General features: G+C 64.1%; 23 protein-coding genes, 1 other RNA gene and 1 pseudogene. 15 read left to right on the top strand and 10 right to left on the bottom strand.

Annotated features, from left to right (window positions below):
- Positions 1–73: 73 nt before the first annotated feature.
- Positions 74–934: pseudogene (locus tag ACWKV7_RS20060) on the bottom strand (PDC sensor domain-containing protein); the annotation flags it as partial.
- Between the two features lie 189 nt (positions 935–1,123).
- On the opposite strand from ACWKV7_RS20060, the gene ssrA reads away from it, so the two are divergent.
- Positions 1,124–1,502: a transfer-messenger RNA gene (gene ssrA / locus ACWKV7_RS20055) on the top strand.
- 79 nt (positions 1,503–1,581) lie between these two features.
- On the opposite strand, the gene ACWKV7_RS20050 is transcribed toward ssrA, so the two are convergent.
- From ACWKV7_RS20050 to ACWKV7_RS20040, 3 genes are all read right to left on the bottom strand, one after another.
- Positions 1,582–1,968: a GNAT family N-acetyltransferase gene (locus ACWKV7_RS20050; protein ID WP_483859469.1), complete on the bottom strand. Its 387-nt coding sequence runs from the start codon at positions 1,966–1,968 to the stop codon at positions 1,582–1,584.
- A gap of 138 nt (positions 1,969–2,106) precedes the next feature.
- The gene (locus ACWKV7_RS20045; RefSeq protein WP_483859468.1) at positions 2,107–2,355 is read right to left on the bottom strand and encodes a hypothetical protein; all 249 of its coding nucleotides are present in this window, start codon (positions 2,353–2,355) and stop codon (positions 2,107–2,109) included.
- A 32-nt stretch (positions 2,356–2,387) separates the two neighbouring features.
- Entirely contained in the window at positions 2,388–3,194 is an 807-nt protein-coding gene (locus ACWKV7_RS20040) for a phage integrase (RefSeq protein ID WP_483859467.1), read from the bottom strand.
- Between the two features lie 211 nt (positions 3,195–3,405).
- On the opposite strand from ACWKV7_RS20040, the gene ACWKV7_RS20035 reads away from it, so the two are divergent.
- The gene (locus tag ACWKV7_RS20035) at positions 3,406–4,065 is read left to right on the top strand and encodes a glutathione S-transferase family protein (RefSeq protein ID WP_483859466.1); all 660 of its coding nucleotides are present in this window, start codon (positions 3,406–3,408) and stop codon (positions 4,063–4,065) included.
- 10 nt (positions 4,066–4,075) lie between these two features.
- Here the strand turns inward: ACWKV7_RS20035 and ACWKV7_RS20030 are convergent, their stop codons facing one another.
- Positions 4,076–5,311, bottom strand: coding sequence for an NADH:flavin oxidoreductase/NADH oxidase family protein (locus tag ACWKV7_RS20030; RefSeq protein WP_483859465.1), 1,236 nt, complete (start codon positions 5,309–5,311; stop codon positions 4,076–4,078).
- Positions 5,312–5,390: 79 nt separating this feature from the next.
- Here ACWKV7_RS20030 and ACWKV7_RS20025 point away from each other — a divergent pair, with 79 nt between their 5' ends.
- The 3 genes from ACWKV7_RS20025 (at position 5,391) to ACWKV7_RS20015 (ending at position 7,409) form a co-directional block, all read left to right on the top strand.
- Positions 5,391–5,849, top strand: a complete 459-nt coding sequence (locus ACWKV7_RS20025; protein ID WP_483859464.1) for a MerR family transcriptional regulator — start codon at positions 5,391–5,393, stop codon at positions 5,847–5,849.
- Between the two features lie 99 nt (positions 5,850–5,948).
- A complete protein-coding gene (locus ACWKV7_RS20020; RefSeq protein ID WP_483859463.1) occupies positions 5,949–6,338 on the top strand; it encodes a VOC family protein in 390 nt (129 codons plus the stop codon).
- Between the two features lie 84 nt (positions 6,339–6,422).
- On the top strand, positions 6,423–7,409 hold the full coding sequence (locus ACWKV7_RS20015; RefSeq protein ID WP_483859462.1) for an MBL fold metallo-hydrolase: 987 nt from the start codon (positions 6,423–6,425) through the stop codon (positions 7,407–7,409).
- Between the two features lie 63 nt (positions 7,410–7,472).
- On the opposite strand, the gene ACWKV7_RS20010 is transcribed toward ACWKV7_RS20015, so the two are convergent.
- Positions 7,473–9,056, bottom strand: a complete 1,584-nt coding sequence (locus ACWKV7_RS20010) for a choice-of-anchor I family protein (RefSeq protein ID WP_483859461.1) — start codon at positions 9,054–9,056, stop codon at positions 7,473–7,475.
- Positions 9,057–9,226: 170 nt separating this feature from the next.
- Between ACWKV7_RS20010 and ACWKV7_RS20005 the strand changes: the two genes are divergently transcribed.
- From ACWKV7_RS20005 to ACWKV7_RS19975, 7 genes are all read left to right on the top strand, one after another.
- A complete protein-coding gene (locus ACWKV7_RS20005) occupies positions 9,227–9,979 on the top strand; it encodes a substrate-binding periplasmic protein (protein WP_483859460.1) in 753 nt (250 codons plus the stop codon).
- Positions 9,980–10,039: 60 nt separating this feature from the next.
- Positions 10,040–10,798, top strand: a complete 759-nt coding sequence (locus ACWKV7_RS20000; RefSeq protein WP_483859459.1) for a phytanoyl-CoA dioxygenase family protein — start codon at positions 10,040–10,042, stop codon at positions 10,796–10,798.
- 151 nt (positions 10,799–10,949) lie between these two features.
- Positions 10,950–12,305 (top strand): choice-of-anchor Q domain-containing protein, encoded by a 1,356-nt coding sequence (locus ACWKV7_RS19995; RefSeq protein WP_483859458.1) that lies wholly within the window; start codon positions 10,950–10,952, stop codon positions 12,303–12,305.
- 76 nt (positions 12,306–12,381) lie between these two features.
- Positions 12,382–12,852, top strand: a complete 471-nt coding sequence (locus ACWKV7_RS19990) for an LEA/WHy family protein (protein ID WP_483859457.1) — start codon at positions 12,382–12,384, stop codon at positions 12,850–12,852.
- A gap of 67 nt (positions 12,853–12,919) precedes the next feature.
- Entirely contained in the window at positions 12,920–13,396 is a 477-nt protein-coding gene (locus ACWKV7_RS19985) for a zinc-ribbon domain and TM2 domain-containing protein (protein ID WP_483859456.1), read from the top strand.
- A gap of 66 nt (positions 13,397–13,462) precedes the next feature.
- Positions 13,463–14,206, top strand: coding sequence for a hypothetical protein (locus ACWKV7_RS19980; RefSeq protein WP_483859455.1), 744 nt, complete (start codon positions 13,463–13,465; stop codon positions 14,204–14,206).
- Between the two features lie 77 nt (positions 14,207–14,283).
- On the top strand, positions 14,284–14,865 hold the full coding sequence (locus ACWKV7_RS19975) for a hypothetical protein (RefSeq protein WP_483859454.1): 582 nt from the start codon (positions 14,284–14,286) through the stop codon (positions 14,863–14,865).
- A gap of 47 nt (positions 14,866–14,912) precedes the next feature.
- On the opposite strand, the gene ACWKV7_RS19970 is transcribed toward ACWKV7_RS19975, so the two are convergent.
- A complete protein-coding gene (locus tag ACWKV7_RS19970; protein ID WP_483859453.1) occupies positions 14,913–15,389 on the bottom strand; it encodes a phage infection protein in 477 nt (158 codons plus the stop codon).
- Positions 15,390–15,606: 217 nt separating this feature from the next.
- On the opposite strand from ACWKV7_RS19970, the gene ACWKV7_RS19965 reads away from it, so the two are divergent.
- A complete protein-coding gene (locus tag ACWKV7_RS19965; protein WP_483859452.1) occupies positions 15,607–16,449 on the top strand; it encodes an arylamine N-acetyltransferase family protein in 843 nt (280 codons plus the stop codon).
- 259 nt (positions 16,450–16,708) lie between these two features.
- Positions 16,709–17,053 (top strand): zinc ribbon domain-containing protein YjdM, encoded by a 345-nt coding sequence (locus ACWKV7_RS19960; RefSeq protein ID WP_483859451.1) that lies wholly within the window; start codon positions 16,709–16,711, stop codon positions 17,051–17,053.
- A 130-nt stretch (positions 17,054–17,183) separates the two neighbouring features.
- Here ACWKV7_RS19960 and ACWKV7_RS19955 read toward each other — a convergent pair whose 3' ends face one another.
- The 3 genes from ACWKV7_RS19955 to ACWKV7_RS19945 form a co-directional block, all read right to left on the bottom strand.
- The gene (locus ACWKV7_RS19955; protein ID WP_483859450.1) at positions 17,184–17,993 is read right to left on the bottom strand and encodes a transporter substrate-binding domain-containing protein; all 810 of its coding nucleotides are present in this window, start codon (positions 17,991–17,993) and stop codon (positions 17,184–17,186) included.
- A gap of 264 nt (positions 17,994–18,257) precedes the next feature.
- Complete coding sequence (locus ACWKV7_RS19950; protein ID WP_483859449.1) at positions 18,258–18,677, bottom strand: CBS domain-containing protein; 420 nt, start codon at positions 18,675–18,677, stop codon at positions 18,258–18,260.
- A 336-nt stretch (positions 18,678–19,013) separates the two neighbouring features.
- Positions 19,014–19,568, bottom strand: coding sequence for a hypothetical protein (locus tag ACWKV7_RS19945; protein WP_483859448.1), 555 nt, complete (start codon positions 19,566–19,568; stop codon positions 19,014–19,016).
- Positions 19,569–20,052: 484 nt separating this feature from the next.
- On the opposite strand from ACWKV7_RS19945, the gene ACWKV7_RS19940 reads away from it, so the two are divergent.
- Positions 20,053–20,301: a hypothetical protein gene (locus ACWKV7_RS19940; protein ID WP_483859447.1), complete on the top strand. Its 249-nt coding sequence runs from the start codon at positions 20,053–20,055 to the stop codon at positions 20,299–20,301.
- The last annotated feature ends 16 nt before the right edge of the window (positions 20,302–20,317 follow it).

The raw sequence follows: 20,317 nt of genomic DNA, 5'->3' as shown, positions 1-20,317 counted from the left end.
GCCTCCAGTCGAGTACGAGAAGGCAACCGCCTGAAATCCCCTATTCGGGTGTCCACTAAAACTTGACCACGACAAAGTCCTGCTCGCCGGCCTCCGGCAGCGCCATGATGCTGTGATCGCGGCTGACCAGCACCGCATAACCCTGCCAGGGGACCTGCAATTCGCCGATCTCGCTGAGCATCTTGCCGACGGTGATATCCAGGCCCACCACACCTTCGAGGAAATCGCCGTGATAGACCGGCGCGATCGACGACATCATCCATCCCTGCCCGGCCGGGTCGAGGTAGACGTCGGTCCAGGCCACCTTGCGCTCGGGGTTGTGGGCGCCGTCGGCGAGGTAATAGAAGTTGTAGTCGGGTATCACCATGTCCTGGGGATACTGCTCGGTGGTCATGAAGAACGGATAGATGCGGTTGTAGCTGTCCCAGCTATTGAAGTAGATCGCCGAGACCAGCGGGTTGGCGCCGTGGATCGAGCGCATCAGCGGGTCGACCTGCGACAGGCGCAGGGCCTTCTCGCGGTCCTGCTGCCCGGGCGGCGTGCTGCTGGAATAGAACGAGGCCGCACGGCCCTCGTCCCGGTAGCTGTAGTACACCCCGCCCGGACTCAGCCGGTGGCGCTGGCGTTCGGTGACATCGGGCTCGAAGCGATCGTTCTCCAGCGCCTCGCCAACCGCGTCGCGGAAGACCTTGGTCTGCACCTCGATGCTGCGCAGGCGGCTGTCGATCACCTGCCCCTCGCGCTGCGCGGCATTGGCCAGGTCCTGCACGGCACTGCGCTGCAAATGTTCGATCTGGGCATCGCGAATGGCGCTGTTGGCCAGCAGGTACGCTGCAATCAGAACCGTCTCGACCAGGATCAGCGGAATCAGCGCACTCTGCACGAAAGCGCGCCAGATCCATTGGCGCAAGGGATAATGCGACGAGCGCGGCATAGCGGCGTCTCTTGATAGATTCGTAGGTAACAATAGACGACATCATATAGCAGGCGCCTATCCCTCGGACCAGAGCAGTCGCTGTCTTTCTCCGCTGCGCTTTGCAATTCCCGGTAACACCACACCGGGTCGACGCCTGGCGGCCTTTGCCGTACACTGCGCGAGTACCCATCCAAGTACCCAGCTTTTGGGGCCGATTAGGATTCGACGCCGGTAGCGAAACTTGAGGGGCATGCCGAGTTGGTAACAGAACTCGTAAATCCACTGTTGCAAACTTATAGTTGCCAACGATGACAACTTCGAAGGGTACGCGCTAGCCGCCTAACCTTCATCTGGTCGCTTCGGCGCCAGCGGTCACTAGGGGATGCCTGTAAACCCGAAATGACCGTCAGATAGAACAGGATCGCCGCCAAGTTCGCTGTAGACGTAACGGCTAAAACTCATACAGCTCGCTCCAAGCACCCTGCCACTCGGGCGGCGCGGAGTTAACTCAGTAGAGCTGGCTAAGCATGTAGAACCGATAGCGGAGAGCTGGCGGACGGGGGTTCAAATCCCCCCGGCTCCACCAAATAAACCCCTGATTTCCTAGAGAAAGTCAGGGGTTTTTCTTTGGGTGTCGAAAAAATGTCGAGCCCTTAAACGAGAAGTCAGACACTCGGCTTAGCCGAAGCTACGCGTACCGCGTCGATAACCGTCTTGGTGAGAATAGCCAGACGAAGGCCATTTGATGGACTCGCAACGAAGCCAAGATATCTGTAGTAGTCGGCAGCTTCTTCATCCTTGGCATCTACTACCAAAAAAGCCACTCCTGCTAGTTCTGACATAGCGCTGACACGCATAAAAATGTCTTTTAGCAGACGCCGCCCTAGCCCCTGTCGCTGGTGATCTTTGCTTACAGCCAGCCTACTCAACAGGATCGCGGGAAGCGGATAACGCGGCAACCCCTTGCGCTGCTGCTCGGAGAGATCTGCCAAATCGATAGCGGTCGCAGCGAGGGTATAAAAACCCTGCAGTACCCCAGAATCAACGAGCATGAACGTCCTTGAGACGTTCCGGCGCTCATCCTGACCCGCGTAATCGGCTATGTAAGTATTGAGGGAGGGATGTTTACCGCAATCAAATGCGGCTCTATCGACGTCCCTATCGAAAGGCCTAGTGATGAAGCGCATCCGTCAATCGGCGGCCAAGAGACTGAGCAGCGCAGCATTAGGAGCCTGTGGGTTTTCCAGCATCTCAACTGCAGTCGCTGCGTCAAAAACAGGCTCTTTCTTGGAGGCCTTTTGCTTGGCCATAAGCAACGCTGCCTTATAGGCCTGCCTGCTGACTCGCGTAAAAGCGTGCACTCTTACCCACTGCCCTTTGCAGTCAGCGTCTTTTTCGGTAGCAAGCAGATACTTGCCTGTCGTTTGCTTGGCTTTCATACCGATAGTATGCCTAAAAAATGAGCAAGTGTTTAGCACCCTATGATCGACGGCCCAAACCTGATCGCATCCCCAAGATGGTCCGGTGCCAGGTGAGCATAGCGCATAGTCATAGCCAAGCTGGAGTGACCCAGGATTCTCTGCAGGGTGAGGATGTTGCCGCCGTTCTGGATGAAGTGACTTGCGAACGTGTGCCGCAAGGCATGGACGGCCTGCCCTCTTGGCAGCTTGATGGTCGTCCTGGCCAGGGCTCGGCGAAATGAGGTGATGGCCGAGCTTGGCTGGCCGTGTTGCTTCCAGTGACGAACGATCTTGGCTTCCAGCTCAGCCGAGATCGGCACTGATCGGACCTTACCGCTCTTGGTCCCGCTGAAGGTAATCACCGCATTTCGAAGCCCGGTCGGCTTCAGTTTCTCAGCCTCCGACCAGCGCGCACCGGTAGCCAAGCAGATCAGCACGATTATCTCGACGTGTGGGTTATCGCAGTGGGTGCTGATAGTCTCCAGCAGCTCGGTAATCTGGTCATTGGTCAACCAAGAACGCTCTCGTTCCTGTAGCTTCAGCGGCTTCACCAGGGCGAGTGGATTTGGGTAAGTGATAACCCCGAGTCCGCGAAGCTCGTTATAGACGGATCGCAGATAACCCAACTCATTGTTGAGGGTCTTCGGTGTTATCCCCTCCCCTAGCCTGATACGCCGGTCGCCCGCATAAGCCTGCGGGTCCAGGCGGGCCGCCACCGGGTTACCGAGTCGCTTGGCTAGGGCCCCCAACTTGGCTCGACGTCGCTCGCCATCCCGCAATGAATGGCCTTGAAGCTCGAACCAAGAGGTAACCAACAAACAAGCCCCTGAAGATCGATGAGATTTTCAGGGTTTTTTCTTTTTTGATGCCGAACCGATAACCAGGACCTTGGGCGGTTGATTGCCCGATTGCCTCGGTTCATGAGCCCGAGTGTTGATCCGGCTGCTGCGCCGATCTCTGTCTAGGACTAGCCTTGCGCAGGCACAGCGGAACCATATGCAGGTGCCGCCCCAGCCAAAGGATCTCGCCATGTCGCTCGTGCTCTACGGACATCCCTTTTCTTCGTATACGCAAAAGGCCTTGATCGCGCTGTATGAGAACGATCTGCCGTTCGAATTCCGCTGCATCGGGCCGCAGACACCGGAGCATTCGGCGGAGTGGTTGCGGTTGTGGCCGCTGGCCAGGTTTCCATTGCTGGTTGAGGGAGAACGCAGCGTTGCCGAGACGAGCATCATCGTCGAGTACCTGCAGCTGGCGCATGGCGGGCCGGTGCGTCTGCTGCCCGCGGAGCCGATGGCGGCGCTGGATGTGCGTTTCCTGGATCGCTTCTTCGACCTGCATGTGATGAGCCCGGTGCAGCACGCGGTGGGCGGTGCGCTGACAGGGGATGCGGCGAAGCGCCAGGAGGGCCTGGCAAGTGCGGTGGAGAAGCTCGAGCGTGCCTATGCCTGGCTGGAAGGGCAGCTGGCCGGCAGGACGTGGTCGACCGGGGATGACTTCACCCTCGCCGACTGCGCGGCGGCGCCTGCGCTGTTCTATGCGGACTGGACGCACCGCATCGCCGACGCCTATCCAACCGTGCAAGCCTATCGCGCGCGGCTGCTGGCGCGCCCCTCGTTCGCCCGCGCGGTTGAGGAGGCGCGCCCCTATCGGCCGCTGTTTCCCCTCGGCGCGCCCGAGCGGGATTGAGTCGCCCCGGCTAACGCCCCAGGCCGGCCATGCGCCGCTTGTATTGGCGGGTCCTGCGGGCGGTTTTCAGTTGCTCGGCGACCAGCGCACGCCATGCCCAGACCTGCGGCTGCGGGCGGCGGCCGCCGGCCAGGCGACGCAGCTGGAACTTCACCGAGGACATGTAGGCCAACGAGGCTAGGGCCTTGTTCTTCCAGCGGATAGGCGGCAGCTCGGCGCTGGCCTGGTGCTCGCCGGCATACCAGCGGGACGGCAGGTCGGGCGCCAGGGCCAGAGCGGTGGCAATGCCGACCATGGCCACGCCGCTGGCCAGTACCTGCTCCGCCACGGCCAGGCGGCGCACGCCGCCGGTGACCATCAGCGGCATGCGGGCTACCACGGCAATCTCCGCGGCGAATTCGAGGAAGTAGGCCTCGCGGGCCAGGGTTCGACCGTCACGGGCGTCGCCCTGCATCGCCGGCGCCTCGTAGCTGCCGCCGGACAGTTCGACCAGGTCCACCGCCAGTTCGTTGAGCCACTGCACCACCTGCTTGGCATCGCGGGCATCGAAGCCACCGCGCTGGAAGTCCGCCGAGTTGAGCTTGACCGCCACGCAGAAGTCCGGCGAGACGCGAGCACGCACCGCCTTGACCACCTCCAGCAATAGGCGCGCGCGGTTTTCCAGGGGCCCGCCCCAGGCATCCGTGCGCCGGTTGGTCAGCGGCGATAGGAACTGGCTGAGCAGGTAGCCATGCGCCGCGTGGATCTGCACGCCGGTGAAACCCGCCTGCTCGGCCAGTTCGGCGGCGCGCACGAAGCGCTGGACCAGCTCGCCGATCTCGCCTTCGCCCAGCGCCTTGGGCACGGGGAACAGCCTGGACAGGCCGCCCAGCGCCAGGGGGACGGCCGAGGGGGCGACGGTCGGCTGGCCCAGGTTGGCCTGCATCTGCCGGCCGGGGTGATTGAGCTGTACCCAGAACTGTGCGCCCCGGGATCGACCGATGCGTGCCCAGTCGCGGAAGCGCTGCAGCTGGCTGTCGTCTTCCAGCACCACGCCACCGGGACCGGTCATGGCATGGCGGTCGATCATCACGTTGCCGGTCAGCAGCAGGCCGGCACCGCCCTCGGCCCAGGCCTGGTAGAGGCGCAGCAGCTGGTCGGATGGACCCTGGTCGGCCGCTGCCAGGTTTTCCTCCATGGAGGCCTTGGCGATGCGGTTGGGGATCAGGGTGCCGTTGGGCAGTTGCAGGGGCTGGAAGCTGAGCATGACGGGCTCCGGGGTGGCAGATGAAGGGAGCCTAAGGTTAAAGTCGACTTTAAGGTCAATAGCCTTAGCGAGGCATTTCATGAAAATCGGCGAACTGGCCAGGCGCTCGGGGCTGGCCACCTCACGCATTCGCTTCTACGAGGCCAGCGGGCTGATCGCCGCGCAGCGCCAAGCCAATGGCTACCGGGTCTACCCGGAGCAAACGCTGCAGACCCTCGGCATCATCGCCCAGGCCCAGCAGGCCGGCTTTTCCCTGGAGGAGATCCGCCGCTTGCTGCCCGACCCGGTGGCGCAGAGCTGGCCGCACGACGAGTTGCTGACCGCGCTCCGGGGCAAGGTCGAGGAGATCGAGGCGTTGCAGGCACGCCTGGCGCAGAACCGGGCCCATCTGCTGGCGATCATTGCCGGCATCGAGAGCAAGCCCGAGGGCGTGCACTGCAGCGATAACGCCGATCGCGTGCTGGCCGGCCTGTGCGAGCGCGATGCGGCGACGACGGGAGCGGTCGACGCCGGCACGGCACCGGCTCGCCCCGCTTGATCGCGGGGCGGCACGGCCAGAACCCGCGCTGCTTTTGCTGGTCCATGGCTGTGCCTGCGGTGCGCTACCCGCACCTTCATCCAGCCAGGAGGCCTGCCGATGTCCGTCCCTTCCCCCCATGTTCGTCAAGGCTTCGCTGCCGTGCGCCCCTACCTGTGCGGCCCCATGGAGCTGCTGGAAATGGTCGGCCGGGTGTTCGACGCCGAGGAAATCGAGCGGCATGAGCTGGGCCCGCAGAGCTGCCATGTGGAGTTGCGCATCGGCGATTCTGTACTGGTGATCGAGGCCGGCGAGTTGCCGCCCGGTGTTACCGCCTGGATCGGGTCGCTCTATGTGTATGTGAAGGACGTGGACGAGGCCTACCGGCGCGCACTGGAGTTCGGCGTGCGCCCGCTGGCGCAGCCGCAGGACAAGCCGTACCACGAGCGCCAGGCGGGCTTCCTGGATATGGCCGGCAATACCTGGTGGATCGGCACCTACCAGCCGTAACCATGCCAGGCCGTCGCCAGCCCTTGGTTTGGCGACTTTTGCCCTGGCGACCGTTAGCGTGGCGGCCGTTCAGGGGAGAAAGCCATGCCTTCACGCGTTCTGTTCTTGTGTCTGTTGCTGCTTGCCGGCTGCGCGCGGAATCCCGCCGACCTGCCGTTGTATCGGGAAACCCAGGTGGCGCCGCCGAGCATGCAGTACCTCGGGGTGGGCGGCTATTTGCTGCGCTGGCAGGGTGAGGCATTGCTGTTCGCGCCGTCGTTCAGCAATCCGGCCACGCTCGGCCAACCGCCTTTGATGGTGCAGGCGGATACGGCGAAGATCGACCAGCTGATGCCGCCGGTCGAGGATGTGAGCATGCTGCTGGTGGGCCACGCCCACTACGACCACCTGCTGGACGTGCCGTATATCCTGCAGCGGCACACACCGCAGGCGAAGGTGTACGGCTCGAAGACCATGGGCCATATCCTCGCCGCAGCGATCGACCGCGAGCGCATCGTCGATGCCGAGGCCGTGATGGCCGACGGGCCGCGCCAGGGCGAGTGGCTCTATTCGCCGGACCGGCATATCCGCGCCATGGCGATCCGCAGCGAGCATTCGCCGCACCTGTTCGGCATCAAGCTGCTCACCGGCAGCTACGACGCCGACCTCACCGAGCTGCCTCGCAGCGTGTGGGGCTGGAAGGAAGGCCAGACGCTGGCCTGGCTGGTGGACCTGCTGGATGAGCGCGGCGAGGTGCGCTATCGCATCCACTACCAGGATGCCGCCAGCCGACCGCCGCTGGGCCTGCCGCCGCAGCTGGAAGGCAAGCGCGTGGATGTGGCGGTGCTCTGCGTGGGGGCCTGGGAACAGGCGCCGGCCTATCCGCAGGTGCTGCTCAAGCGCCTGCAGCCGCGCCTGGCCGTGCTCGGCCACTGGGAAGATTTCTTCGGCGGCGATCCGCGCCACCCGAATGCGCTGCGCCTGCAGGACATTCGCAAGATGGTCGCGGTCACCCGTGCCAATCTGCCGGAGGATGGCCGCTTGGTGCTGCCAGTCCCCTTCGCTCAGCTGCAGTTGCCGGCGGCCAGGTAGGCAGGCAGGCGAACGAAGGAAAGAAGGCCAGTCCCTGCGACTGGCCTTCTGCATTACCCCTGCCTATGGCTTGGATGGCGAGCGCTGCCGGTCGATGCGAAACAGCGTGGTGGTGCCGCTGACTTCGTTGCCCACCACCAGCAGCGGGACGCCGGGGATGGGGCTGTGGCGGGCTTCGATCACCGTCAAGCCTTCCGGGCCGAGGTCGCCGGCCTCGGGGGTACCGGGTGCGGCATGGAAGTCGCGGTTGTTGAGGTACTGCACGAACTGCGGCGCCTGGGGCCGGCTGATGTCGTAGACCATCACACCGCCGACGCGCTCCAGACCGATGAAGGCGTAGGTCTTGCCCCACAGCTTGGCCAGGGTCACGCCTTCCGGCTCGGGGCCCTTGTTGTCGCTGCGGTTGTCGAAGGCGTTTTGGGCGTGGTCGGAGTTGAAGTAAGCCGGGTTGGCCGCGGCAACGATGCGTTCGAAGTCGGCCCCGCTGTCGAAGATCCGGTCCAGGCTCTGCGACCAGATGGAAAAGGAGCGCCCGCCGAAGGCGTAGATCGCGTCATAGGTGCCGGTGTCCGGGTTGTAGCCACTGGCACGGGATACGGTGAGGCGGCCGAGGTTGGGCTTCTGCTTGAGGCTCGCCGCGTCGGGAAAGCGCTGGGGGTCGAGCACATAGTCCGCCTCGCCGACGCGCACTTCTTCGCTGTAGCCGGCGTAGTCGCGGGCGTCGCCTTCGTTGGCGGTGACCAGGTAGGTGCGCCCGCGGTACTGGTAGCTGGCGATGGCATCCGGCTGGTACAGACCGCGCACCGGCCAGTTGCGCAGGGCGATCTGCCCGTCGCGGTCGCTGGCGTCCAGTTCGTTGCCAGGCTGGCTGTGGTCCTTGAAGCCGAGCCCGCGAATGGCGCGAATGGTGCCGCGCTGGATATCCAGCAGGGCGACGGCGTTGTTCTCCTGCAAAGTGATCCAGGCGGCTCGGGAGTTCTCGGAGACGGTGATGTATTCCGGCTCCAGGTCCTGGGCGACGCTGGCATGGGGGCCGAAGATGCGCACCGAGGGGTCCAGCGCGGCGCGGCTGAATCCGCGGAAGTCGGCAGTGCGCACATGTGCCTGGGTCAGTCGGGCGATCCTGCGCGGCAGGTCGATGATGCTCACCGAGCCCTCCGGGTCGGTCTGGTAGTCGTCGCTCGGCTCGCCTTCGTTGGCCACCAGCACGTGCTTGCCGTCGGGAGTGAAGGTGAGCATGTCGGGCAACGCGCCGACCTGCACCGAGGCCAGCACCTGGCCGTCGCTGTTCATGAAGACCGCGCGACCGGGCTCGGTCTTCACCGGGTTCTCCACCGCCGCGGCGATCAGCCCGTCATGCACGGCGACGCTGTTGACCACGCCGCCGTGGCCGGAGAGATCGACCTCGAACAACAGTCCGGGGCGCGACGGGTCGCGAATGTCCAGCACGTCGATCCGGCCGCTGGCCGCGTTGACCACGAACAGCCGTTGGCTGGCCGGGTCGTGGGCGACGATTTCCGCCGCTGACTGCTCGAACAATCCACTGGCATAGCTGCCCAGGGGCGTGAGCTGGAGGCTCGATGAGGCGGCGGCAAGCTGGGTCAGGCTGAAGGTCAACAAGCCGACGGCGGCAACGGTCTGGTACATGGAGGGCTCCCCTTGTTGTTGGAAGCCGCAGCTTGGGGGGCCTGCGTTGCGGAACAATGACATCAAGGTGTCAGCTTCGCTGCTGATAGATGAGCGAGCCGCCGCCCTTTTCGAGGCAGGGGCACTTCCATTCACCTACGCTTGAAGAGCGATTTCCCTAAGTCGAGGCCATGCGCAAGTCGCTGATGATAGTGGCCGCCCTGTTCTGCCTGGGCGGCCAAGCGGAGGAAGCGAAACCGCTGAAAGTGATCTTCGGCCAATCCCGCCCGCCCTTCGTCATGGCCGAGCAGGGCAGCGGCGTGTCGGTCGAACTGGCACGGGAAGCCTTCGCGCGCATGGGCGTCGCCTTCGAGCCGCAGTTCGCCTCGAACCGGCGCATGGAAGTCGAGCTCAAGCAAGGCCGGGTCGACGTGGCGGTGGAGGTCCAGCCGAGCGAGCCGGAGCTGTTCTACTCACGGCCCTTCACGGTGTACCGCAACTACCTGGTGACCCGCCGCCAGGAGGGCATCTTGTTCTCCGGGCAGTGGTCGCAATTGCGGGGCCACTCGGTCTGCGCCTGGCAGAACGCCGCAATCAACCTCGGCACCGGCTTCGCCGAGGCCAGCAAGGGCTTTTCCAGCTATGTGGAGTATTCCTCCCAGCAGACCCAGGTCGAGCACTGGCTGCTGAAGCAGTGCCAGGCCATCGTGATCGACGGCGCCCTGCTGAAGTGGCAATGGCAGCGCCTGCGCGAACAGAGCCCGCGGGTATTCGGGGCCGCCGATGCCGACGTGGTCTATACGCCGTTGCCGCAGGGGCACGAACTCTGGTGGTACGTCGGCTTTCGCTCGCAAGGGCTGCGCGACCGCTTCGACCGCGCCTTGAAGGACATGCAGGCCGACGGCACCTATCAGCGGATACAGCAGCGCTTCGCCCTGCCCTGACGGGAACTCGGGCCCTACCCGTGCACCAACAGGACAACACTGCCCAACGAGATCGCCGCCATGATCGCCTCCAGCCTGACCGCCGACCGCCTGCGCGCCATGCATGAGCAGGGCTTCGCGCACCTGCCCGGCGTGCTGGATGCCGGACAGGTGGCCCTGGCCCGGCGCACCATCGACTGCCTGACCCCGCAACACTGGGACTACACCGGACTGGTCGACCACTACAAATGCGTGTTCAACCGAGACCCGCTGTGGCTGCCCTACCTCGATCCGCCCGGCCTGATCGAACTGGCCGAGGCGTGCCTGGGCAGTGATTGCCATGTCATCGGCCAGACCGCCTGGCGCAGCCATCCCGGCTTCATCGGTGCCGACCTGCACCTGGACTATCTGGTGATGGAGCTGCCCCCCGCGCTGCTGGCCGACGCCGGCTTCGAGCTGCCCATGCAGATCTGCACCGCGCACCTGTATCTCGACGACATCGACGCCGACCTCTGCCCTACCCTGGTCATCCCCGGCAGTCACCGCGCCGGGCGTCCGCCGCAACCTGGCGAAACCCACTGGCAGGGCCGCGAGCCTGAGCCGGTTCTATGCCGGGCAGGCGATGCCGTGCTGTTTCGCAGTGAGCTCTGGCATGCCGGCAGCCGCAACCTGAGCAAGGATCGCACCCGCTACCTGCTGCAGGTGCACTACGGCCGGCGCATGGTCGCGCAGAAGTTTTCGCCCTACCTCGACTGGCGCTTCGACCCGCGGGTACTGGCGGCCTGCACCCCGCGCCAGCGGCGCCTGCTCGGCGATCACGAGCCGACGGAATACGACTGAGCGTCATCGGATGGGCGGCAGCCGGCAACGCGAACTGCCGCCGGGCGCAGCAGTCCACTGTTCGTTGCGCGATGGCCCGCCATCGCACTGCCGGCGGAAGCAGCGCTGTGTCCGCGCCTTCGATTCGGCGACGCGCCGACAAGGAACCGATATGCGCTCTGTCCCGCCGCCCGCCAGGCCCCGCCTGCTGGCCACAGCCCTGGCGTTGCCCGCGTTGGCCGCCAGCGCCAGCGACTACCACGTCACCACCACCAGCGACCAGTTCGACGGCAAGTGCGACGCGCTCTGCTCCCTGCGAGACGCGGTACAGGTCGCCAATCGCATCGGCGGCAGCCACCGCATCTTCCTGCCGCCCGGCATCTACCACCTGACCCTGCCGGCACCTCGGGGCGACGACGACGAGATCCTCGACGAGGACGCGAACAGCAACGGCGACCTGGACGTCAGCAGCACGCTGACGGTGCTCGGTGCCGGTGCGGACACCACCGTCATCGATGCCTCCGCCCTGGACCGCCATTTCGAGATACTTCCGGGGGCCAGCCTGCAGCTGGAGCGCGTCACCCTGCGCAACGGCCGTTCCAGCTTCTTCGGCGGCGCTATCGAGAACCATGGCACCACCACCGTGCGCTTCTCCCGTATCGAGAACAATGTATCGGCGGCCATGTTCCATCCCGGCACCGGAGGCGGCATCGCCAACTTCGGCTATTTCAACCTCTACGGCACGCACATCCACAACAACCGCTCAGGCGCCGGCGAAGCGTTCCAGGGTAAGGGCGGCGGGGTTTTCAATGCCGGCACCCTGCTGATGCGCGAGTGCACCCTGAGCAACAACTACGCCTCCGACGACGATGAAACCGGCATGGGCGGCGGTCTGTTCAACCAGGGCATCGCCGATGTCGCGCGCAGCACCTTCAATGGCAACGGTTCCGCCGGCAGCGGGGCGGCCATCACCAACATGGGCGTGCTCAAGCTGAGCAACAGCACCCTGAGCGACAACGACAACTTCGAGTCCTACTACGGTGGCGTGTTCAGCAACGGCTCGAGCTATCCCTATTTTCCCGGTACGCCCGACGCCACGCTGATCAACGTGACCATTGCCGGCAACCGGGGCGGTGGGTTGTACAACTACGGCACGCTGCTCCTGCGCAACAGCCTGATCGCCGGCAACCTCGCCGTCGACGACGACAGCCAATGGAGCAACTGCAAGAACCAGGGGGACAAGGCTCGCTACAGTGCCCGCGGCCTGCTGCTGGGTAGCGGACCCGGCACCTGCACGGGCGAGCGGTATATCGAGAACGAAGCGACCTTCACCACCCTACTGGGCCCTCTGGCCGACAACGGCGGCCCGACCCAGACCCATGCACTGCTTGCCGGCAGCCCGGCGCTGGATGCAGGCGTAGGCTCCTGCGCCGGTCACGATCAGCGCCGCTCGCCACGCCCCCGCGATGGCGACGGCGATGGCCAGGCGCAATGCGACCTGGGGGCCTACGAGCGCCAGGCACCCTGATCGTCGGGACGCGCGCCGGAGCATTTGCGGCGCGCACCTGTCCCACCTAGAGTCCCGTCGAAAACGGAAGCCGACCATGCCTGCCGTTCGCCGAATCTACCTGTTGCTCCTGTTCGCCGGCCTGGGCGCCTGCAGCGCCCTGCCGCCCGCCGATCCACCGACGTTCGACCTGGTCGGGCTGGAACCACTGCCAGGCGAGGGCCTGGAAATCCGCTTCGCCCTCAAGTTGCGCGTGCAAAACCCCAACGACAAAGCCATCGACTACCGTGGCATCGCCCTGGAGCTGGAGGTCAACGACCAGCCCCTGGCCAGCGGCGTCAGCGACCAGAGCGGAGAGGTCCCGCGCTTCGGCGAAACCGTGCTCAGCGTGCCGGTCACTCTCTCGGCATTCTCCGTAGCCCGCCAGGCCTGGGGCCTGGCCGCCCACCAACCCGGCCAGGCCCTGCCCTACGTGCTGCGGGGCAAACTGGCCGGTGGCCTGCTCGGCACCCAGCGTTTCGTCGAGCGAGGCGTGCTGCGCTGGCCAGGGCCGCTGGTTGCCCCGTGAAGTCTCGCTGGAGCAATGGCGAAACGCCTTGTAGAGTAGCCGCGCCCACAACAAGGACGCGGACACCATGGAAAATACGCCCTACCTCACTCCCCACACGAACCTCGAAGCCGAAACCGTTTTCTGTCGCCACTGCGGCACCCGCATCGCCGCCAGCGTGGCGACATGCTCCCATTGCGGTGCCGATCAGAACCTGAACGCCAAGAGCAAAGTCGCGGCTGGCCTGCTGGCGATCTTTCTCGGCGGGCTCGGCGTCCATCGCTTCTACCTCGGGCAATGGTGGGGCCTGTTGTATCTGCTGTTCTTCTGGACCTGGATTCCGGGGCTGATCGCGCTGATCGAAGGCATCGTGTTCCTCTGCACCGGCGACGCCAGATGGAATGCCAAATACGGACATGTGAAAGGCGGCTCTGCCTGGCTCGTGGCCGCGGTCGGCGTGTTCGTCATGGTCTTCGTGGTCGGTATTCTCGCCGCCGTCGCCGTTCCGGCCTATCAGGACTATGTGAAGCGCGCCAAACAGGCGCAGATCGAGCAGCAGCGCTAGTTCCGGCGCCACCTTGGCCGCCCACGCCCATGGTGGGCGGCTTGCACTCCCATCGGAATCGCCCCTATGAAATCCCTCCCGCGCCGCGCGCTGCGTTGGCTGGCTGTCCTCTTTATTGGCTTGCCCTCGGCGCTCTACCTGCTCCTGCTGGCCATCAACTGGCATGACGATCTGCCCAGCGAAGCGGCCGCGTTGCTTGAGGCAACCTATGCCGCGCGTCCGGTACCGGAAGACCGCCATAACGCCTACCTCTATTTGCTGGGCTTTACCGCCCCTGTCGGTGAGAGCCCGACTGCGTTGGGCTTAAAGCGTGTCGAGTGGGCCCGCTGGGCAGTGCTCCAGCCCTGGACGGAGTCACTGGCCGAGCCGCAATACCCTCGTTTCCCCAAGTATCAATCCATGCGGCTGAACTCGTTGCGCGAGTTGCTTGAGAGCTGTCGCCAGAACACGCCTGAATGCAGCAAGGGCCTGGCTGCCGATCCCGATCTGATCGACCGCTGGCTGAGCAGCGAGAGCTTTCTGCTCGACCGCTATCTGGGCTTGCTGCAGCACTCGGCGCTGTACGAACCGCTGCCGTACGATATCCGCTTCAACTTTCCCGACTATCAAAGCGTGCTCGATGGACAGCGCCTGTTGCTGGGCAAGGCTTGGCAGCGAGCCAGGCAGGGAGAGGATGCTCAGGTAGCGCAACTGCTGGACGCGGATCTGCAATTCTGGCGAACCGCGCTGCTAGATGCGAATCTTCTGCTCACGAAGATGGTTGCCGTCGCCGCCATCAAGCAACATTCCTCTGGGCCAACCGGGCCCTGAAGCAGTTGCCAGCCGCACGGATCGAGTCGGCCATCCCTTCCCAATGGCATAAACCGCTGAGCGACCAGGAGCGCTCGATGTTGCGCGTGCTGTCCGGGGAACTTCAGTTTTCCAAGGGGCTGCTGCGGCTGATCAAGGCAGGGTACACGCCTTGGCCAACCGGCCTGGAGGACGACAGCCACCCCTTCATACAGAACAGCCTGAGCATTCTCGTTGCGCCCTTTATCCTGGAGCAAGCCTCCGCCAACCAGCAGGCCGATGCCCTGCTGGCGCTGCACCGGGCGTTTGCAGTTCCCTACGAGCGATTGCCCGGGGCCCTGCAGCAAGCGAGAGAGATCCACCAGGCTCATACGCCCGATCCGCACGACCTGGACTTTCTGCATAACCTGGGCACGAATCTCCTGTACCTGATGTCGGCCGATGACGGTTATCCGGAATACTTCATTCGAGTGAGCGACCTGGAAGGATTCAGGCAGGCCGCTCTGCTGATCGCCGAATTGCACGGCCAAGGCATCCCCGCGGAAGAGGCACCGGCTTATGTGAAACGTGCCGACCTGAAGAACCCCTACCTCCAGATGCCGTTCGAGTGGAACGCGGAGGACGAGGCGCTGACCTTTCCCAGCCCCGGCCGGGACGAGATCTACTCACTCGAATACTGAACGACAAAAAGGGCGCCCTCTGGCGCCCTTTGAACGACCGCTATGCCTCAGGCGGTGCGGAAGGTGTTGGTGCGCTCCGAGCCATTCTCGGCCACGCGGCCGGAGCCCACTCGATCAGCGCCGTCTGCAGCGATACGGTTTTGCAGGGTGCGTTCGGCACCGCCTTCAGCCAGTTGATCTGCACCCACGCGATCAGCGCCATCTTCGGCAACGCGATTCTGCAGGGTCCGCTCGGCGCCGTTTTCGGCCAGCTGACCGGCGCCTACGCGGTCGGAGCCGTCTTCGGCAACGCGGTTCTGCAAGGTCCTCTCGGTGCCGTTCTCGGCAACTCGGTTGGCTCCGACACGGTCGGCGCCGTCGGCGGCAAGTCGGTTCGGCAGGGTGCGTTCCGCTCCGCTGACCACCAGCGGCGCAGCGCTATTCTGGAAGCCAACGCTCAGCGCCTGGGTGGCGATGGCGGAGGCGGCGAAGCTGATGGACGCCAGGCCGGCGATAAACAGGGAAGTGGCGATGCGTGTGCTCATGGTGGTGTCCTCAAAGGGGGTGAAGGGGCTACGGAGCGAATACTGCGCCGCGCGCCTGAGCTTGAGAAACGCAACCGAGTGATAGCGATTATCGCCGCCGTCGATGGCAACCCCCCTGGCCATAGTTGAAAGGCAATAGCACCATAGCCATCGTCAACCATTGGGAGCCAGGTGGCTCTGTTAGCATGCAAGCCACCGTCAAAAGGAGCGCACCGCCATGGAACCGCTGAATACACGCCAACTACACGCCTATCTGGATCACCTTGCCTTGTCGCTGCCAGAGCAGGCCGATCGAGGCAACCTCGACCGACTGATCCACGCGCAGCTCAACCGCGTGCCGTTCGAGAATGTCGATGTATTGCTGGATCGCCCCATCCAGTTGGATGCCGATGCCGTGTTCGCCAAGGTCGTCGAGCGCGGTCGCGGTGGCTACTGCTTCGAGATCAACTCCCTGTTCGCCCGCCTGCTGCTGGCGTTGGACTATCGCGTCGACCTGCTGGTGGGTCGCGTGCGCTGGGGGTTGGCGGACGATGCGCCGATGACCATGCCATCGCACCTTCTGCTGCGGGTGCAGTTGCCGGACGGGCCGTACATCGTCGATATCGGTTTTGGCGGCCCAGCCCTGAGCCGCGCATTGCCGCTGGTGGGTCGAGACGGACTGGACGATTTCCCATTCCGCCTACAGCTACCAGCCGACGCCGAAGGCCACCACGCGCTGCAGCAGCGGGCAAGCGACGGCAACTGGGCGACGCTGTACCACTTCCACCTGCACAGCCAGCCGTGGATCGACTACGTCCCGCGCAATTGGTACACCTCCACCCATCCGGACAGCATTTTCCGCCGCATGCTGATGGCCGCGCGCAGCGATGGCGGCACCCGCCTGAGCCTGGGCAACGGCAGCCTGACCCGCCGCCATGCCGACGGCCGGATCGAGCAGGAGCAGATCACCTCCGCCGCCGAACTGGTGGAACGGCTGCGCGACGAATTCCACCTCAACCTCGATCCGCAGCGCGATGGCGAGCCGCTGCGCCGACGCCTGGAAGGCCTGCTCAGCGCCTGAAGCCCTGCCGCGTTCTCGCTGTCGCCTGGCGCCACACGCGTGGGCTCGGCGGGCTGTTGGTGATCGAATGCGACCGCCTGCTACCGACCCTGGGCCTGGTGAATAGCCAGGCCCGCGAGGTCGCCCGTTGGCGCACACCCGATCCGCTCAGCCCCGCCTGCCGCCAAACTTGAACCCGACCCTTGGAGCTGGCCCCCTCTTGCCGGCGAAAACCCTATACAATGCGCGGCTTTTTATACGAACGAAACGAGGAAAGCCCGTGAGCACCCTTCCGCCCTGCCCCCAATGCCACTCCGAGTACACCTATGAAGACGGCACCATGCTGGTCTGCCCGGAATGCGCCCACGAGTGGTCCGCATCGGCTACGGCAGACTCCGGTGGCGATAGCGACAAGGTGATCAAGGACTCGGTCGGCAACGTGCTGCAGGACGGCGATACCATCACCGTGATCAAGGACCTCAAGGTCAAGGGCTCGTCACTGGTGGTCAAGGTCGGCACCAAGGTGAAGAACATCCGTCTGGTGGACGGCGATCACGATATCGACTGCAAGATCGACGGCATCGGCGCGATGAAGCTGAAGTCCGAGTTCGTGCGCAAGGTTTAAAGCCAGCGCAGAAGCTTTTCTTCGGAATTCTGGGCCGACTCGGCGCAAAACCCGAGTACAGCGCCCAGGCTCGCCACCCCAAACGACACAGCCCGCATTGCGCGGGCTGTGTCGTTGCAGGCTGGAGAAATCAGTAATTGCGGTATTTCTGCAGGATCTTCTGCATCAGCGCCTCGTCGTCGCGCACGGCGGCGATGGCGTCCCAGATGGCCTGGCGCTGCACCTCGGTCATGCGGCCCTGGCTGGAGAAAGCGGCGTAGTAGGACTTGGACAGGTACGGCTGGCTATGCACCTTGATCTTGCCGCGAAAGGACGGGTGATCGGTCAGCAGCTCCGCGCTGGCGCGCATCATCACCGCCGAGCCGCCGCCGTCCATTGCCGTCATGCGCAGCAGCGTGGCCATGTCGCCGGCCGAGCTGTCATCCACCTTGACGCCGTCGCTCTCCAGGTTCTTGCCGACTGAATAGCCCTTGGGCACCAGCACCGGCTGCGGCAGGTCGCGCACGTTGCTGCCGTTGAACTGGAACGGGCTGTTCGCCGAGGTCACCACCACATAATCGACCTGGGCCATGCGGTAGGCGGAGGAACCACCGTTGGCGGCATCCGCCGGATAGCTGAGAAACGCGGCGCGCTCGGCCGAATAGGACGCGCCAGCCACCATGTCGATCTCACCCTTCTGCGCCAGCTCCAGGCAGCTGTTCCAGCTCATCGGCCGCACGGAAACCCGTGTACCCAGGCGTTTGCTGGCTTCCTTGAGAATGTCGACGAACAGTCCTTCCGGCTTGATCACCTCGATGAACAGGTAGGGGTGCCAGTAGCTGTTGTCGGAACAGGCTTCGATTCGCGGAATCTCGACTCCTTCGGCAAAGGCCGCAAGGGGCGCGCAGGACAACAGGCAGGCAGTCAGCAGGGTCTTGGGTGTCAGGCTAGAACGGAGCACAGCAGCCCTCCAATGGTCGTTTGATGGGATTCCAAGGCCTTGAACGCAAAAGGCCGAGCGAGGCGGCGAATAGTCGTCACTTTAGATCAAGATCGCAAACTCTTGAGTGAAGCGGTCGAGAATGTGCGGTTAAACAACATTGCCTGTCGCCTTTCGATCAATCGCGGTGACAAACGGCGCTCTGGCAAGCGGGGGGAAGCGGCAGCAGCCGCTTTTGGTGCAGGAAGGGGATGGGCGCGCACCCTGGCGGTGCGCGCAGGGCGTTCAGGCGGAACGGGGCAGCGGTGTCGCCATCAGCGTGTCGAGCAGCTTGAGCATGTGCCGACGGGTGATCACACCGATCACCTTGTGGTCGGCATCCACTACCGGGTAACTCTTGGGCTTGTCGCCGAGCATCTGCTGGGCCAGCACTAGCGGGTCCATGCCGGTAGTCACGCTGAGCACGTCGGTGCGCATGATGTCGCGCACCGTGGCCACGCGCTGGTTGTAGTAGGCCACCTGGATCGCCACCTGCAGGCATTCCTGCTCGGAAATCCAGCCCAGCAGGCGGCCGTGCACGTCGGTCACCGGGCCGCCGAGAATGCGGTGCAGCAGTAACTGCCTGGCCGCCTGAACCACAGGCATGTCGGGGTGGATGACGGCGAAGTCCTTGGTCATGTAATCGGCAATCGAGGCAGTGTTCATCGCGAAGCTCCCTGGGGCTAACGAGTCATGGGCGCCTGGCTCGGCACCAGGCACATGACCGATAGCAAGTTCCAGGCCCTTTTCATGAACAATGCGACGAATCGAGTCTTCTCACCGGCCCACTCCATGCTTTGCGTGCAGCAAACGCGAAGCGCAGAGCCATGCCTATCGGCAAGGCAGGACGATTGGGTGGGGCGATACGATGCGAGGGGCAGGCTCCGGACCTGCGGAACGAAGCCACCTTTATATTGCGCTGACGCTCTGGCCTCTCCCGGAACATCCTCCGAGGGCTCGCAGAGAGCCTCCGGCGGACGACCAACAAGAGGCGGAAACTCACTACTTCAGGGAAACCTGCTTGGCTTCGATGTTCAGCGCCGCGAGACGCTTGAGCAGCGCCGCGATGTTTTCCCGCGCGGAACCCTCGTTGGCCAGGCGCAGACGAGTGACCCCGACAAACGCATCGCCGACGGTGGCGGTGTACGGGGTAGTCAGCACCTCGCGGAACAGCTCCTTGCCGCTGGTGTTGTCGATCAGGCTGTACTCGACTTCGCTGGTCACCTTGAAGTCCATGCCGAACATCGGCTGATCGACGCGCAGCAGCTTGGCGCGCAGGGTGAACGGGGCGTTGCCGGCATTGTTGAGCAGGCCCGCCTTGGTCAGCGACTGAGACAGCGCAGCCTGGAACTCCGGACTGTCGATTTCGGAAGTCCACAGCGGGTTGGTCTTGTTGCCACCCTCCACGTCGCTGACCTGCACATTGTCTTTCAGAGCAGGGGAATAGGTTTGGCCTTGGGCTTGGGTGTCCGCCACAGTCATGCCCTCGATGCTGGCCTTGGAGGCGCAACCGGTGAGGAACAGAGCAAGCAGGGACAGGCAGATCAGGTGCCGCATGGGATACATCCTTTCGGTGATGGAGGGAGAGCCGGGTAAGCCCGGTTGCGCTGGCGGGACAGCGCGAATCCATCGCTGCGCCATCCCTGAGCGAGGCGGCATGTTAGTGGCGGAATAATGGCCACTCAAGCATCGCTTGGCTGGATGCCTGGCTCGTCGATCGTTCCTATGCTCCGCGTGGGAATGCAGCTTCAGACGCTCCGCGTCTGCGGCGGGGTTCCCACGCGGAGCGTGGGAACCATCATTTACGATCGGTGGGGAGTGAAGCTTCCCGGAGGGCCTCCACACGGAGCCGGGAACCATCGGACCATCAGCCGATGGCCGGCAGGAATTCGCCCTGCCCCTGGACTACATTCATCAGACCCCGAGTAAACATGGCCATGTGCCCAAGGCCGAGGAATGGTTCTGGTCATCCTTTCACCGATACGTGCACCAGGGGTTGTTGTCAGGGATTGGGCCGGAGGCGAAGAGCAGGAAAGGGATTATGGAGAACGCATCGGATCGCTTGATGGGTATCGCTTCGCTCAGCCTGAGCGACCCGCCCTATCCCACATACCAGCCCGCAATTCCGAGCCAGCCCCATCGCCCAGAGTTAACAGCCACATCCGTAGGTTGGGTTGAGCGCAGCGATACCCAACGGGCGGTGCGTTCGGTGGCGAATCTGGTTAACCCAACCTACGAGCTGATCAACCAAACCTGCAAACTCAGCGGCAAAAGATTCCGCAATGTTTGATAAGCCAACCCATAAA

The sequence above is a fragment of the Zestomonas ipomoeae genome (assembly GCF_057128665.1).
The sequence above is the reverse complement of the archived record's forward strand: the minus strand, read 5'-3'. Positions and strand labels throughout refer to the sequence as shown.